This is a genomic window from Stenotrophomonas sp. ZAC14D2_NAIMI4_6, assembly GCF_003086875.1.
Lineage (GTDB): Bacteria > Pseudomonadota > Gammaproteobacteria > Xanthomonadales > Xanthomonadaceae > Stenotrophomonas.
In genome coordinates this window covers 1,547,081-1,562,022 of sequence record NZ_CP025996.1, presented here as the reverse complement: position 1 = coordinate 1,562,022, position 14,942 = coordinate 1,547,081, and the positions used below count along the sequence as shown (strand labels likewise).

Below are 14,942 nucleotides of genomic sequence, written 5' to 3'. Positions count from 1 at the left end.
ATCAGGCCTTGGCCGTGGCAGGCGCTGCGGCGCGCGCAACCGGGGCCGGGTTCATCACCCCCGGGCGACCATCGAGCGTGTCCAGCAGGGCACTGGCCTCCTGCTCCATCTCCACCACGTAGCCGTGGATGCGGCCTTTGAAGTAGCGATGGAACATCAGCGCCGGAATGGCCACGATCATGCCGGTGGCGGTGCAGACCAGCGCCTTGCCGATACCACCGGCGAGCTGGTTCACATCGCCCACGCCGTGGTCGAGGATGCCCAGGAACATCTGGATCATGCCGATGACGGTACCCAGCAGGCCCAGCAGCGGGCCGGCCGAGGCGATGGTGCCCAGCGCATTGAGGAAACGTTCCATGCGATGCACCAGGTGGCGGCCGGTGTCTTCGATGCGCTCGCGGATCTGGTCGCGCGGGCGGTTGCGGGCTTCCAGCGCGGCCGCCAGCAGGGCGCCCAGCGGCGAGTTGGCGCGCAGGGTCTGCAGGTGGGCCGGGTCGAGCTTGCCGCGTGCGGCCCAGTTGCGCACTTCCTGGCCCAGGCCAGGCGGCAGCACCTCGTTACGCCGCAGGGACCAGAAACGCTCCAGGACGATTGCCAAAGCCAGTACGCCCAACAGCAGCAGCGGCACCATCGGCCAGCCACCGGCCTTGACCAGTTCCCACACGTTTCAACCCTCCGGCCCATCGGCCGCTTGTTCGATCGACGATAGGATAGCAGCCGACCGTGCCCGCCCAGCGGCATCCCACCACCGGGCTGCGTGGACCCGCTGTTCGCGCACCTGCAGGCCTTGTGCGCCAAGCCATACGCGGATCGCGCCGGTGTCGGCGGTGACCAGCACTTCAGCGCCCGCTGCGCGCCAGCGCTGCACTACGTCACGTTTCGGGTGGCCAAAGCGGTTCTGGTGGCCGGCCGAGACCAGCGCCAGGCGGGGCTGCACCGCCGCCACCCAGGCCGGGCTGGAGCTGCCGCCACTGCCGTGGTGCGGCACCAGCACCACCTCGGCGCGCAGGCGGCGCGGGCGCTCCTGCAGCAGCCGCTGTTCGGCGCTGCGGCCGATATCGCCCGGCAACAGCACGGCCCCGTGGGCGCCGGCAATGCGCAGCACGCAGCTGGCTTCATTGCCATCCGCGACCGCGGTGCGGCCGGGGTGCAGCACCTGGAAATCGACCCCGTCCCACTGCCAGCGCAGGCCCTGCCGGCAGAAGGCCAGGGCGCCGGGCGGCGCCTGCCCGGGCGGGGCCAGCACCTGCAGCCCCGGCACCTGTCGGCGCAGAGCTGGCAGCCCGCCGGCGTGATCCAGGTGATCGTGGCTGAGCAGCAGAAGCCGTGGCGGTGCCTGCCCCAGCGCGCGTACGGCCGGCATCAGCACCCGCTCCGCTGCCTCGGCGCCCCCGGGCGGCCCGGCGTCGTACCACAACGCATGGGTGGCCGTTCTCACCAGCACCGCGGCGCCCTGCCCCACATCGTGCACCAGCAGCTCAACCTCGCCGTGGCGCGGCGCCGGCGCCGCTGGCCAGAGCAGCGGCAGGCACAACACGCCACCGGCCAGCAGGCCGCCACTGCCGCGCGGCAGCAGCCACCAGAACACCCCCGCCACCGCCGCCGGCAGTGCCCAGCGTGGCGCTTCGGCTAGCCACCACATGGCCTGTGGCTGCGCCGCCAGCGGCTGCAACGCCTGCCAGCTGAGTTCGAACAACCACGCCGCCGCCCGCCACGGCCAGCGCCCCGCGCCGTCATGCACGGCGTGCAGCGCGGTACCGGCCAGCGCGACCGGCACCACCACCAGACTCCACCAGGGAATGATCGGCAAGTTCAGCAGGGGCCCCCAGCGCGCGGTGCCGCCGAACAGCGCGACCGCCAGCGGCAGCAGCGCGACGCTGGCCACGCCCTGCCCCGCCAGCGCGGTGCGCACGTGCTGCCACAGCCCATGCGGGCGTTGCTGCGGCAGGCACCACAACAGCCACAGGACGCCTCCGAAACTGAGCCAGAAGCCGGCCGACAGGATCGACAACGGTGCCGGCAGCACCATCAGCAGCGCGGCCAGGGCCAGGCATTGCGGCACCGATACCGCCCGCCGCGCCACCCGGGCCAGCGCCACCACCGCAATCATCAGGGCCGTGCGCACCGTCGGCAGCTCGGCACCGGCCAACAGCGTGTAGCCGCCCGCCGCCAGCGCCGCCGCGAGGGCGGCCGCCTGCGGGCGTGGCACATGGACCGCCAGCGGCGCCCACAGCCGCCACGACATTGCACACAGCAACGCACCGAAGCCGGCCACCAGCCCCACATGGAAGCCGGATATCGCAATGAGGTGGGTCAGGCCCAGGGCACGCAAGTGCTCCCAGTCGGAATCGGTCAGCCCGCGGGTATCGCCCAGCACCAGCGCCTGCACGAAGCGCGCCGAGGGGCGCCCGACCTGGGTGGCAATGGCATCGCTGCAGGATTCGCGCCATGCCAGCAGGCCGTGGGCCGGCCGCAGCAGCCGGGGTTGCCGCTGCTGCTGCACGCTGGCGCTGCCCGCGAGTCCCTGCAGCAGTGCATGGCGCTCACCGTCGAAGCCGCCGGGATTGATGCGCGAACGCGGCGCCCTTACCCGCAACGCCAGCTGCCACTGCGCGCCGGCGCGCACGGCATGGCGCTGCTCCGCGGCAGCGCCGCCGTTGCGCGCCTCGGCCCCTTTCAGCGCAGACCAGCGCACCTGCAGCCGACGGCCACGCAGCGCAGGCAGGCCATCGGCGTGCGCGACCTGCAGCGTAAAGCGGGTGTGGTCGCGGGCATGGGTCGGCAGATCGACCACCCGACCGCGCACCTGCACCACCTGCGCCGCAGCACCTGGCGGCCACTGCTGCTGCAGCGCTGCATGGCCGTGGCAGGTTGCCCAGCCGAGCCCGAACACGGCGGCCGCCACCACCCGGCCGCGCCAGCGCAGCAGCCAGCCCGGCAACGCCACCACCACCAGCAACATGCCCAGCCACACCGGCAGCAGAGCCGACGCAGCACTACAGGCCAGCACCCCCAGCACCAGCGCGGCGGCGCAGCCGGGGCCAAGGCAGGCAGACGGGGGCACGGTCGCGGCCATGCCCCCAGCCTGCAGGCTTGCGGCCCGCAACGGCCATCAGCCGACGCCGTGCTGCGCCGTCAGCGTTCGCTTCGGCGTGACGCCCCGCGGTGGAAGTTCACCCGGAACCGCGCGCCGCCGCCCGGCGCTTCCCCCACGCTCACGCTGCCGCCATGGTGCTGCACGATTTCCTTCACCAGGTGCAGGCCCAGGCCACTGCCGTTGCCAGCCGCTCGCAGGCGATGGAACGGCTCGAAGATCGCTTCGCGATCGCCCACCGGCACCCCTGCGCCCTGGTCGCTGACATCCAGCAGGCCCTGCGGGTCCACCCGCACGCAGATGGTGCCGCGACCGCCGCCGTGCACGATGGCGTTGTGCACCAGGTTGGCGATCACCCGGCCCAGCGCCAGCCCGTCGCCCTGGATCCACACCGGGGTGTCGGGCGCATCCACTTCGAAGCCATAGCCGGCCCCCACCACCAGCGGCGCCAGTTCGGCCGCCGCTTCCCTCACCAGGTGCGCCAGATCCAGCCGCTGCAGTGCGGTCGTGTTGCGATCCAGCCGCTGCAGGTCCAGCAGATGTTCGGCGACATTGCCCAGGCGCGCCACATCGGTCAGCAGCTGCGATTTCAGTTCGCCCTGCGGCAGCTGCGAAAGACGCGCCTGCACCACCGCGATCGGCACGCGCAGCTCGTGGGCGGCATCGGCCAGGAATTTGTCACGTGCGGCATAGCCCTGCTGCACCTTGTCGATGGCATCGTTGAAGGCTTCGACCAGGGGCGCGATTTCGGTGGACACCAGCTGCGCATCCAGGCGCGCGCCGGGCTGGCCCACATCCAGCTCCTTGGCCTGCTGCGCGGAACGACGCACGCCGCGCATGGCGCGGTGGATCACGGTAGGCATCACCAGCAGGGTGACCACGATCAGCGGCAGGAAGAACCACAGCCCGATCAGCCGCAGCACCATCAGGGCGCCGTCGACCAGGCCGCCTTTGGGCGCGCCGCCAACCATCACCGTGATGCGCCGGCCTTCGTCGTAGCGGATCATCACCCGCGCCACATCCAGGTAGGGCGGCACCAGCGAACCCAGTTCGGTCGCGCCCAGCGTCGGCAGGCGCGCCAGCAACGGCGCATGCACGCTGGGCACCTTGCCACGTTCCAGCCACGCGCCGCGGTCATCCACCGCAGCGAACCACAGGTTGCCGCCCGCACGCGCATCGACCTTCTGCCAGCGGGCTTCGTCCAGCTGCAGGCGGCCATCCACGCTGCGCAGCGCATCGGCCACGTCCTCGGCCATGAACATGTCCATGCCCCAGGTGTCCTTGTCACCCCAGGTGATGATCAGCGCGGCCACGGCGAACAGCACGGTGAAGGCCTGCGCCAGGAACAGCCGCCAGGCCAGGCCCAGGGTGATCGAACGGATCTGCCGGGCCATCTCAGACCTCCGCCAGCAGATAACCGACGCCGCGGATCACGTGGATTTCCACGCCCGCCCCGGCCTGCTGCAGCGCCTTGCGCAGCTTGGAGATATGCGCGTCCAGCGCATTGGACTGGATCTCGTCATCGAAGCCGTACACCGCCGCTTCCAGCGCGCTGCGGGTGACGGTGCGCCCCTGGCGCATGGCCAGTGCCTGCAGCACCAGCACCTGGCGCCGCGGCAGCGCCAGCAGCTGGCCATCGACCTCGGCCTGCAGCGATTCGAAGTCGAATGCCAGCCGGCCCAGCACCAGGCGCGGAGTCACCATGGCCGTCGGCCGCCGCGATACCGCGCGGATGCGCGCCATCAGTTCTTCGATGGCGACCGGCTTGACCAGGTAATCGTCGGCACCGACGTCCAGCCCTTCCACCTTGTCCGACAGCGCGCCCTTGGCGGTCAGCATGATCACCGGCAAATTGGGGCGCAGCGCGCGGGCGGTGGCGACGAAGGCCACGCCATCGCCATCGGGCAGCTGCCGGTCCAGCAGCAGCAGCTGGTGTACCGGTTCGCGCAGGGCCAGTGCCGCCTCGGCCAGGCTGCCGACCACGTCGGCGACCACGCCCTGCCGCTCCAGCCCGCTCTGCAGGGCACGGGACAGATCGGGATCGTCTTCGACCAGAAGGATGCGCATCGGAAGCTCGGTGGCGGAAATCGCTGCCGATGATAGTGCCTGTGGCGGCACCGCGACGTGCGCGTCGCGTCCACCGGCCGCGCAATGTTCCGACAATGTTGGCGGCGCAGCATGGGGGCTTGTTCCCTGCCAGATCCTCCCTCGATGTCCCTGCGTTCCCCTGCCCTGCTGCGCCCCCTGCTGTGCACCGTCGCTCTCTCCACGCCGCTGCTGGCAACCGCCCAGGACCAGGAGGCCGCACCGGGCGTGCAGGCCGGCATCACCATCGGTGCGACCACCGGTGCGTACGCGCACTACGATGACAAGCCGCTGGTGGTGCCGGCGCTGGCATGGCAGGGCAAGCGCTTCTTCGCCAGCCCCGGCTCGCTGGGCATGCACCTGTACAAGGCCGATGGCCTGCGGGTATCGGCGGTGGTCACGCCTTACACGCTGCGCTTCAAGACCGACGATGTGAACGATGCGCAGCTGCGCCGCCTGCACAGCCGGCAGATGTCGGCCATGGCCGGCGTCAATGCCGAGTACAAGGCGGATTGGGGCATCGTGGGTGCCAGCGTGCAGCGCGAAGTCAGCGGCCACGGCGGCGGCATGGAATCGAACCTGCACTACAGCTACCCGATCCAGGCCGGCCGTTTCACCTGGGTGCCGCGGGTGGGCGTGGTGCATTCCAGTGCGCGCCTGCTGGACTACTACTACGGCATTTCCAACGAAGAAGCCCTGCGTTCGGGCCTGGCCGCCTACCGCCCTGGCAGCGCCACCTCGCCCAGCCTGCAGATCGCGGTCAGCACGCCGCTGGGCAACAAATGGCGGGCCACCGGCGTGGTCGCCAACCAGTGGTTCGGCGATGCGGTGAAAGACAGCCCCATGACCCGCGATGGCAGCCAGACCTCCGCGTTCATTTCATTGATGCGCGCCTTCTAGCCCGCGCATTCATTGCCCAGAAGGACCTTGCATGGCCGCCGCCAGCCCCCTCCCTGACGCACACGCGATCCTGCGCGCCCCCGACCTGGACAGCGCCGAGCGCGTGTACCTGGGCCTGCTGCCGGACCTGGCCCACGTGGACGCACTCACCCGCCATGCGCTGGGTGCGTCGCGGGCAGCCGATGCCGCCGCACGCGGCTATGTGCTGTCAATGACACTGGTGGGGCTGCGCCTGCAGGAACTGGAGATGGACGAGCCGTGTGCCAGCGCGCACCGCCAGGCCACGCTGCACAGCCTGCGCCAGGCGTTCGCTGCTGCCTGAGCGCGCGATGGGGGCGGTCCGGGCATCCCTGGCCCCGGATTCATCCTCGACCCATGCGCTTGGCACGCGGTTTTCCGCGCTTCGTCGCATGCCGCTACCGGCCGCCGTGCGCCGGTGACAGGCTGGGCTCCCTTTCCGGAGCACCGTGCCATGCCGATGCTTGCCCTGCTTCTGCTGTATGCCGCCGTGCTCGGTGGCGACGAAACGCTGCCGGTGGCGCACGTGCAGGTACGCCTTGGCCAGGACAGCGTGCTGTGCTGGGAACGCGATACCGCCCAGCGCACGCGCTCGCTGGGCCTGTGGCGGCAGACCGACAGCGGCTGGCAGCTGCAGCATCGCCTGCGCGTCAGCAGCGCACGCATGCTCTCTTCATCGCAATGAGGGTCGCGGTTCATCCGCTGCGGCGCCGATGATGCAAGCATGGGCGCCTGTCGAAAGGATGCGCCATGACCCTGTCTTCTTTCATCCGCGCGGGCCTGATGCTGACGTGCGTGCTGCTTGCAGGCTGCTGCCCGTTCGGCAGCGAGATTCGCTCCCGCCCCACGTTCATCAATCCAGGCGTGTCGCCGGCAACATCGCGCGCCCAGGTGGCCGCCTGTGATCGCCAGGGCGCACGCCTGCGCAGCGAGCTGGAACGTCGCTTCGTCGTCACCACGCGCGCGCAGTGTGCGCTGCCGCAGCCCTTCGCCGACTACACGATCGTGAACGCCGCCGGCCAGACCCTGCCGCCTGACGAGGCCGCCGAGCGGCGTGCCAGCCATGTGCAGCGCATGTGTGCGGACCCGGTGCGTACCGACAAGGAACTGGCCGCGCTGTGCCCGGACTGCCGGGCCCGGGCTGACGATCAGGTGGCGCAGTGCCGCACGGAAAAGGGCATCGTGCGCAGCTCGAAGCCGGTGCGGATGTGCAGCATGATCCGTTTCTAGCCGGGCTGCAGAAACGAAAACGCCGGCCCAGGGCCGGCGTTCGGGATTTCCACCGCTGCACCGGCAGTGCCGGGAGCCGGGTGGTGGGCGGTACAGGGTTCGAACCTGTGACCCCTACCATGTCAAGGTAGTGCTCTACCGCTGAGCTAACCGCCCAATGAATCTGCATGTCTGGACTGAAAAACCCGGCTTGCCGGCCGGGTTTGTCTTTCTCACGACAGCCCCTTGCCAGGGACTTCGTGGTGGGCGGTACAGGGTTCGAACCTGTGACCCCTACCATGTCAAGGTAGTGCTCTACCGCTGAGCTAACCGCCCGTTTTTCCTGCATTTCCGCGATTGCGTCGGTGCAGGCCGCGTATATTACGGATGCCGGCGCGCCAGCGCAATAGTTTTGTGAAGGCAACCGACGTTGGCCCGTTCAGCCAAGGCTGGCTTCCTTCAGCTGCCGGATCTGGTCACGCACACGCGCGGCATCCTCGAACTCCAGATCCTTGGCGTGCTGGTACATCTGTTGTTCCAGCGCCTTCAGGCGTGAAGCCAGCTGGGCCGGGCTGAGCGAACGATAGTCCGCAGTCGGCTCGGCCACGCCGCCACGGGCCTTGCCCTTGCCCTTGCGCGCTTCCTTCTCGGCGGCATCCGAACGCGCACCTTCCAGCACGTCGGTGATCGGCCGGGCCACCGAACGCGGCACGATGCCGTGTTCTTCGTTGTACTCGACCTGCTTGGCCCGGCGGCGGTCGGTCTCGTCGATCGCTGCCTGCATGGAACGGGTGATCTTGTCGGCGTACAGGATCGCCTTGCCGCGCACGTTGCGCGCGGCGCGGCCGATGGTCTGGATCAGCGAGCCGGTCGAACGCAGGAAGCCTTCCTTGTCCGCGTCCAGGATCGCCACCAGCGACACCTCGGGCATGTCCAGGCCTTCGCGCAGCAGGTTGATGCCCACCAGCACGTCGAACTTACCCAGGCGCAGGTCGCGGATGATCTCCACGCGCTCGACGGTATCCACGTCCGAATGCAGGTAGCGCACGCGGATGCCATGCTCGGTCAGGTACTCGGTCAGATTTTCGGCCATGCGCTTGGTCAGCGTGGTGACCAGCACGCGATCGCCCGCCTTGATGCGCTCGTTGGCCTCGCTCATCAGGTCGTCGACCTGGGTGCCGACCGGGCGGATTTCCACCACCGGATCGATCAGGCCGGTCGGGCGCACCACCAGTTCGGTGATCTCATCGGCCGACTCGCGCAGCTCGTACGGGCCCGGCGTGGCCGAGACGTAGATGCTGCGCGGGCAGCGCGCTTCCCATTCCTCGAAGCGCAGCGGCCGGTTGTCCAGCGCCGAAGGCAGGCGGAAGCCGAACTCGACCAGGGTTTCCTTGCGCGACCGGTCACCCTTGAACATGGCACCGATCTGCGGAATGGTCACGTGCGATTCGTCGATCACCAGCAGCGCATCCGGCGGCAGGTAATCAAACAGCGTCGGTGGCGGCTCGCCGGCATTCTTGCCGGTCAGGTGCCGCGAGTAGTTTTCGATGCCGTTGCAGAAGCCCACCTCGGCCATCATTTCGATGTCGAACTGGGTGCGCTGTGCCAGGCGCTGGGCTTCGACCAGCTTGTTCTGCGCGTACAGCTGCTCCAGCCGCTCCTTCAGCTCGACCTTGATGGTTTCCACCGCCGCCAGCACGCGCTCGCGGGTGGTGGCGTAGTGGGTCTTCGGGTACACGGTGAAGCGCTGCAGGTTGCGCATCGTCTCGCCGGTAAGCGGATCGAACATCGTGATCTTCTCGACCTCGCCATCGAACAGCTCGATGCGCAGGGCCTCGCTGTCCGACTCGGCCGGAAACACATCGATCACTTCGCCGCGCACGCGGAAGGTACCGCGCTGCAGTTCGTACTCGTTGCGCGTGTACTGCAGCTGGGTCAGGTGGTTGATCAGGTCGCGCTGGTCGATGCGCTCACCCTTGGACAGGATCAGGCGCAGTGACAGGTAGTCTTCCGGCGCGCCCAGGCCGTAAATGGCCGACACCGTGGCGACCACGATCGCATCCGGGCGCGACAGCAGGGTCTTGGTGGCGGCAAGGCGCATCTGCTCGATGTGCTCGTTGATCGAACTGTCCTTCTCGATGAAGGTGTCCGACGAGGGCACGTACGCTTCGGGCTGGTAGTAATCGTAATAGCTGACGAAATACTCCACCGCGTTGTGCGGGAAGAACGCCTTGAACTCACCATACAGCTGCGCCGCCAGCGTCTTGTTCGGCGCCATGATCAGCGTCGGCTTCTGCACGTTCTGGATGACGTTGGCGATGGTGTAGGTCTTGCCCGAACCGGTGACGCCCAGCAGGGTCTGCTTGGCGATGCCGGCCTGGAAATTGTCGGTCAGCTTCGCGATGGCATCGGGCTGGTCGCCAGCCGGCGAATAGGGCGAAACGAGTTGAAAGCTGTCGCTCATGGTGCTGCCAGATCCCAGGAACCCGCAGTATACCGGCCACTCCAGTGACGACCGGTTGAACCAGAACCCGATTCAGGCAGCGGCAAAACCCGATGGTGCCGCGCCGGCGGCGGGCGGAGGCTGGTGCCCTGCCCGCTGCTGGAGTCCGCCTGATGCTCTCCCCTGCCCCCGGCCACACCCTGGCCGAACTGCTGCTGGCCATGGCGGTGCTGGCGATCCTGGCCTGCCTGGCGGCGCCGCCGTTCGCCGGCCTGCTCGATCGCCTGCGCGCCGACCAGCTGCGCATGCAGCTGCACACGGCGCTGAACCAGGCCCGCAGCACGGCGCTTACCCACCGCCGCTCCGTGCTGGCCTGCCCTAGTAGCGACGGCCTGCAGTGCGGGCAGGACTGGAGCCAGGGCTGGCTGCTGCGCGCCGAACAACCACGGCCGGATGAGGCCGATCCGGCACCACCACTGGCCGCGCGCCAGCTTCAGAGCCATTCCTCATTGCAGGCCTTCAGCACGCACGGTCGCCCGCACATCGTGTTTCGTGCCAGCGGGCGCAGCGCGGGCAGCAATGCGCGCATCCGCGTCTGCCAGCGCGGCCTGACGCAGGCCGAAGTGGTGGTGAGCAATACCGGGCGTGTGCGCTCGCTGCGCAGCGCGTCGCCGGAACCCTGCTGAAGCACGCGGATGGCGGACGCAGAAAAGCAGAAGCCGCGATTTCTCGCGGCTTCTGCAGGATCTGGCGCCCGAAGTTGGACTCGAACCAACGACCCCCTGATTAACAGTCAAGTGCTCTAACCGGCTGAGCTATTCGGGCGGGGAGGCGCATTCTAGTAGCTGCTGCGCGCCGATGCAACACCCCTGCGCGAAATCACCAGCAACCGGCCACCGCACTGGCGCTCGGTGTCTTCACATTGGCCTGGTTCACCGTCATCGTGCCGCACTTGTCCTTGGCCTGCGCGCCCTGCGGCGCCGCCGTCAGGGTGAACGTGCCCTGCGCGGCCTGGATGCTGATCGTGTACTGCGCCGTACCACCTTCGCGCGGCGACTGGATGCTGGTGGTGCCGTTGCTGAAACGGAAGTTGGCGTAGGTGTTGTTGGTGGTGTGCGAACGCTCGGCCATCTGCGCGTATTCCACCATGTCCGCCTTGGCCTGCGCACGCCTCGACTTGCGGATCTGGTCGGTGTACGAGGGATAGGCCACCGCCGCCAGGATCGCCACCACGGCCACCGTGATCATCAGTTCGATCAGGGTGAAGCCGCGGACCTGGCCCATTGCGCGGATTGCTTTGAGTGACATCGCAGGAATCTCCGTTACTGGATCTGGCGCCAGGACTGGCGGCCACAGGGATACGGCACGTACAGCGGCTGCGCGCCGGACACATTGACCACCATCCAGCAGCCCGCACCGGCCGGCACCGTCGGCACACCCGAGCCGTCGTTCGGATTGGTCGGCGGCTGCAGGCGCGGCACCACCGATACGCCCACATCCTTGATCGGCGCGGTGCCCGGCGAGTTCAACGACATGGCAGCCGTGCCGGCGGCGGCGGAGGTACCGGTGGGAGAACCCACCCGCACGCCGGACAGCGCACCGGCACCGCTGCGTGGACTCAGCCCGAACAGCCAGTTCGCACCCGACGTGCTGCAGCCGCTGGTGACTTCCACCGGTGCGTAGGTGGGAATGAACAGGATGCCCGAGGCCAGCTCCGGGTAGCCCACCGCGCGTTCGCCGGCAGGAAGATCGACGTACCAGCCCAGTGACGAGGTAGGCGCGGTACCCACCTGCAGCGTACGCGAACCACTGGTGGTGACCACCGCGTTCGGGGTCAGGTTGGCACGCGTGAGCGTGGTGGTGACCGCACCGTTCACCACATCGTTGAAGCCATACAGGCTCTGGATCTGGGTGGACGAGATCGGCAGGGTGTCATCGTTGAAGGAGAAGCTGCCGGTACCGAACATCACCAGCACGCCGCCGCGTTCACCCGATGCCACCTGCAGGCCGCCGGTGATCGGCTGGCGGTAGGTCTGCCCGTTCTGCACGAAGGTGCCGGTGGTGAACACAGGCACGGTGACCGAAGTGGCGGTGGAGGTCAGGTCGAACTTCCACACCGCGCCCTTCAGGTCGGCCGCGTAGACGGTATCGGCGTAGCCGTCGCGCACGCGGCTCGGCTTGTTGGTGACCGGGTCGATGGTCAGGTTGTTCACCCGATCCACCACCACGATGTTGCCCAGGCCATTGCTCCCGGCGATGGTGGAATTGGGCTCTCCCGCTTCGATCATGCGGATGGTCGGCGTACCGGTGCCGATGTCGACCACGAACAGCACGGCCTTGCCACTGGCGCTGGAATAGCCATTGCCGAAGATCGCCTTCCAGCTGACGCTGCCATCGGCCGCGCGCACCGGAACGATGACCGGCTTGCCCAGCACGTGGCCGATGTTGGCCCGCACCGTGGCATCACCGGCCAGATCGTTGATTTCCCACAGGCGGTTGCCCGCCGCGAAGCTGCCCGGTGTGGTCACGTCCAGCGCGAACACGCCGCGCCCGCCGGCGCCGGTGGTGCCGACCAGGGTGGTGTGCCAGCCACCACCGTAGAAGGTATCACCCACGGTCAGCGGACCATCGACGAAGTACTTGTGCACAAACGGCTGGGCGTTCTTCTTGGTCGGGTCGTAAGGCAGCAGCAGGTTGCCCATGTGCCCGTACGAGGTGGCCGGAATGTAACCGAACAGCTCACGACCACCATTGCCGCCGACCGTGCCCGCTGCGTCCATGCCGCCGTCGAACGCATGCAGCATGCCGTCGTTGGCACCGGCATAGACCACGTAGCGGTTGTTGGTGCGCTTGCTGGTCAGGTAGTTGGTATAGCTCGTGCCCAGGGTGCCGCCCAGCGCGCGGTAGCCGAAGTCGTCCACCGGTGCACTGATGACCGGCGTGGAGTTGACGATGTCGCCCAGCGGCGTGGTGCGATCACGCAGCTTGCCACCGTTGCGGACTTCACCACTGCTCTCGCCCAGCAGGTAATTGGCTGCACTGGTGGCATCGGCACCCAGCGCCGCCAGGTTCGCGGAGGTACAGATCGACTGCGCCGGATACAGCGTGCTGGACAGGTTGCAGAGCCCGGCCAGGGTAACCGTGGTACCGCTGAACTTGCGCACGCTGCTGCCGTCGTTGAAGAACACATTGCGCGCGGCCGCGGCAGGCATCTGCGCACTGGCTTCCCAGCGCGTGGTGTACTGCGCCTCGCGGGTGGTGGGGTTCACCGACACGCTGCTCGCGGTCAGCTTGCTGTACCAGTCGGTGCCGTTGTTCTGTACGTCGTACATCGGGGTGACGGTCAGCGAACCGGTACCGATGCGCGCGCCACTGAGTGCGAACGTACCCGACGGCGTCTGCCCCGACCCCACCGCCGACAGCACCCGGCGCATGGCCTCGGTCACGTCCGACGGGGTCTTGGCATTGATGAACTCACCGCGGCTGTTGATGGCGGCGTGCCACAGCTCGTCGATCACGCGACCATCGTCATCGGTCAGCGGGTCGCCATTGGCGTTCCAGTTCGGCGGGTTGGCATACGGGTCATCGGTGGCGGCCTGGTTGACCTCGTAGATCAGGCCCTGCGCGCCCAGGGTGACGCCGTAGAAGTTCATGTGCAGGTTGGTCTGGCAGTCCAGTCGCTTCCAGTCAGGCGAGGACTGGCTGAGCGTGCTGCACTGATCCGGCACCGGGACCAGGCCGGTGGGGAAACTGGCACCCGTGCGCAGCGGGGTGGAGCCACCGGCGTAGTACGACGCGGCGATGTCGGCAATGGTGTTGCTGTAGCCATCGGCGAACGGCTGGGTCGGGAAGAACTTGCCGCCGGCGCTGTCGGCGTTGCCATAGCCGCTGGCCGAGTTGCCCACGTTGGTATAGCCGTCGGTGAACAGCATGCCGCCGTTCTTCTGGCAGGCGCGGATGACCGGTGCGCCAGCGTCGGTACGCCGGAACTGCTCGCCCAGGTAAGCCACGGCCTGCCGGTTCGGGGTACCGCCATTGGGCTTGAGCCGGTAGATCTGCCCGAACAGGTCCGAGCGCTGCGAGGTGACGTCGTACATGGTCACGTTGTTGCGGGCATTGATGGTGAAATAGCCCACGCGCATGTTGTCCACGCCCACCATGGCGTGCGAGGACGAGCCGACCATCGACAGGATGCGGTTGCGGTGATATTGGAACCAGTTGGCGAAGTTGCGCTGCGCGTTGGCCAGGTCGGCCGTATTGGCGCCGTAGTTCTCCGGCAGGATCTGGTAGCGACGCATGTTGCAGCCCGGGCCGCAGGCATTGCTGATCAGCGGGCGGTTGGCGTCGCCGGTGAGGTAGCCGGCCGGCGCGGCCTGGTCGGCCGGCAGGTAGAAGGTGGCCGGTACATAGGCGATCTGCACCGTGCAGTCCGCACGCACCAGCACGTCACTGCCCAGATTGGTCCAGACGTTGCCCGAACTGGCCAGGCCGTTGCCATTGTTGTTGTTGCTGTTGCAGGTGCGCCCGTTCGACCGGTAGCGGGTACCGGCCGGAATGGTCATGCCGGTGACGAACTGGAACGCCTCGCCATTGACCTGGCGCGAGGACAGGTCGTACACGGTGTTGTAACCGGTAGTGAAATCACTGCCGTAGACGGTCGGGTCACGCGGATCAACGCGTGCCGCAGAGAACGTGGCGTTCGGCCAGAGCATGTTGCCGCCGCTGTCACGCACCGGCAGGCTCCACGGCTCGTAGGTCACGGCCGGGTTGTAGTAGCTGGCGTTGTAGGTGGGCGAACGGGCAAAACCAAACGCATCGATCGGCGGGATCGCGCGGCCCGGCGAATACGAGGTGTTGAAGTTCGAGTGCGGGAACAGGTACAGGTAGCAGTCGGTGGAGTTGTTGCCACAGGCTTCGCCCACGTTGTAGAACACGCCGGCCGAACTGAAGAAGCTGCTGCCGTTCCACTGCATGCGACCATCGCCACCACGGAAGATCCGCTCGAAGGTCATCGAGTTGGAATCGTCCACGGCCATGATGAAGGCCGGCGGGATCGAGGTGGTGTTGTTCAGCGGCGCCTGGGCAAGGGCGCCCTGCCCCTGCGCGGCAAACAGGCTGTAGGCGAAGTAGCCACCCACGCCGAGCACGGCGAAGGCAGACGCGGCGATGATCCGGGAAGTGCGACGGGACATG

12 protein-coding genes and 3 tRNA genes are annotated in these 14,942 nt (G+C 68.0%); 5 read left to right on the top strand and 10 right to left on the bottom strand.

Features of this window, described 5'->3' with window-relative positions; translation table 11 throughout:
- Position 1: 1 nt before the first annotated feature.
- Genes C1933_RS07135 through C1933_RS07120 form a run of 4 tightly spaced genes read right to left on the bottom strand, consistent with a single transcriptional unit; the run spans position 2 to position 5,161 of the window.
- Entirely contained in the window at positions 2-664 is a 663-nt protein-coding gene (locus C1933_RS07135; protein WP_108749182.1) for a MotA/TolQ/ExbB proton channel family protein, read from the bottom strand.
- Positions 665-667: 3 nt separating this feature from the next.
- A complete protein-coding gene (locus C1933_RS07130) occupies positions 668-3,076 on the bottom strand; it encodes a DNA internalization-related competence protein ComEC/Rec2 (RefSeq protein WP_108752700.1) in 2,409 nt (802 codons plus the stop codon).
- Positions 3,077-3,135: 59 nt separating this feature from the next.
- Positions 3,136-4,488, bottom strand: a complete 1,353-nt coding sequence (locus C1933_RS07125; RefSeq protein WP_108752699.1) for a HAMP domain-containing sensor histidine kinase — start codon at positions 4,486-4,488, stop codon at positions 3,136-3,138.
- Between the two features lies 1 nt (position 4,489).
- Positions 4,490-5,161, bottom strand: a complete 672-nt coding sequence (locus C1933_RS07120; RefSeq protein WP_108752698.1) for a response regulator transcription factor — start codon at positions 5,159-5,161, stop codon at positions 4,490-4,492.
- 144 nt (positions 5,162-5,305) lie between these two features.
- On the opposite strand from C1933_RS07120, the gene C1933_RS07115 reads away from it, so the two are divergent.
- The 4 genes from C1933_RS07115 to C1933_RS07100 all read left to right on the top strand — a co-directional run bounded on the left by C1933_RS07115 (position 5,306) and on the right by C1933_RS07100 (position 7,327).
- Positions 5,306-6,079, top strand: coding sequence for a MipA/OmpV family protein (locus tag C1933_RS07115; RefSeq protein WP_108752697.1), 774 nt, complete (start codon positions 5,306-5,308; stop codon positions 6,077-6,079).
- A gap of 31 nt (positions 6,080-6,110) precedes the next feature.
- Positions 6,111-6,401 (top strand): hypothetical protein, encoded by a 291-nt coding sequence (locus C1933_RS07110; RefSeq protein ID WP_108752696.1) that lies wholly within the window; start codon positions 6,111-6,113, stop codon positions 6,399-6,401.
- A gap of 150 nt (positions 6,402-6,551) precedes the next feature.
- Complete coding sequence (locus C1933_RS07105; protein WP_108752695.1) at positions 6,552-6,782, top strand: hypothetical protein; 231 nt, start codon at positions 6,552-6,554, stop codon at positions 6,780-6,782.
- Between the two features lie 65 nt (positions 6,783-6,847).
- Positions 6,848-7,327: a hypothetical protein gene (locus C1933_RS07100; RefSeq protein WP_108752694.1), complete on the top strand. Its 480-nt coding sequence runs from the start codon at positions 6,848-6,850 to the stop codon at positions 7,325-7,327.
- A gap of 81 nt (positions 7,328-7,408) precedes the next feature.
- Here the strand turns inward: C1933_RS07100 and C1933_RS07095 are convergent.
- The 3 genes from C1933_RS07095 to uvrB all read right to left on the bottom strand — a co-directional run bounded on the left by C1933_RS07095 (position 7,409) and on the right by uvrB (position 9,770).
- Positions 7,409-7,483: transfer RNA gene (locus C1933_RS07095), tRNA-Val, on the bottom strand.
- Between the two features lie 84 nt (positions 7,484-7,567).
- A tRNA-Val gene (locus C1933_RS07090) sits at positions 7,568-7,642 on the bottom strand.
- Between the two features lie 103 nt (positions 7,643-7,745).
- On the bottom strand, positions 7,746-9,770 hold the full coding sequence (gene uvrB, locus C1933_RS07085) for an excinuclease ABC subunit UvrB (RefSeq protein ID WP_108752693.1): 2,025 nt from the start codon (positions 9,768-9,770) through the stop codon (positions 7,746-7,748).
- A 152-nt stretch (positions 9,771-9,922) separates the two neighbouring features.
- On the opposite strand from uvrB, the gene C1933_RS07080 reads away from it, so the two are divergent.
- A complete protein-coding gene (locus tag C1933_RS07080) occupies positions 9,923-10,435 on the top strand; it encodes a GspH/FimT family pseudopilin (RefSeq protein WP_159093948.1) in 513 nt (170 codons plus the stop codon).
- Positions 10,436-10,497: 62 nt separating this feature from the next.
- Here C1933_RS07080 and C1933_RS07075 read toward each other — a convergent pair.
- From C1933_RS07075 to C1933_RS07065, 3 genes are all read right to left on the bottom strand, one after another.
- Positions 10,498-10,574: transfer RNA gene (locus C1933_RS07075), tRNA-Asn, on the bottom strand.
- Between the two features lie 54 nt (positions 10,575-10,628).
- Positions 10,629-11,057 carry a type IV pilin protein gene (locus tag C1933_RS07070; protein WP_108752691.1) on the bottom strand — a complete coding sequence of 143 codons (429 nt, stop codon included), beginning with the start codon at positions 11,055-11,057 and terminating at the stop codon, positions 10,629-10,631.
- A 14-nt stretch (positions 11,058-11,071) separates the two neighbouring features.
- Positions 11,072-14,941 carry a PilC/PilY family type IV pilus protein gene (locus tag C1933_RS07065; protein ID WP_108752690.1) on the bottom strand — a complete coding sequence of 1,290 codons (3,870 nt, stop codon included), beginning with the start codon at positions 14,939-14,941 and terminating at the stop codon, positions 11,072-11,074.
- Position 14,942: the final 1 nt, after the last annotated feature.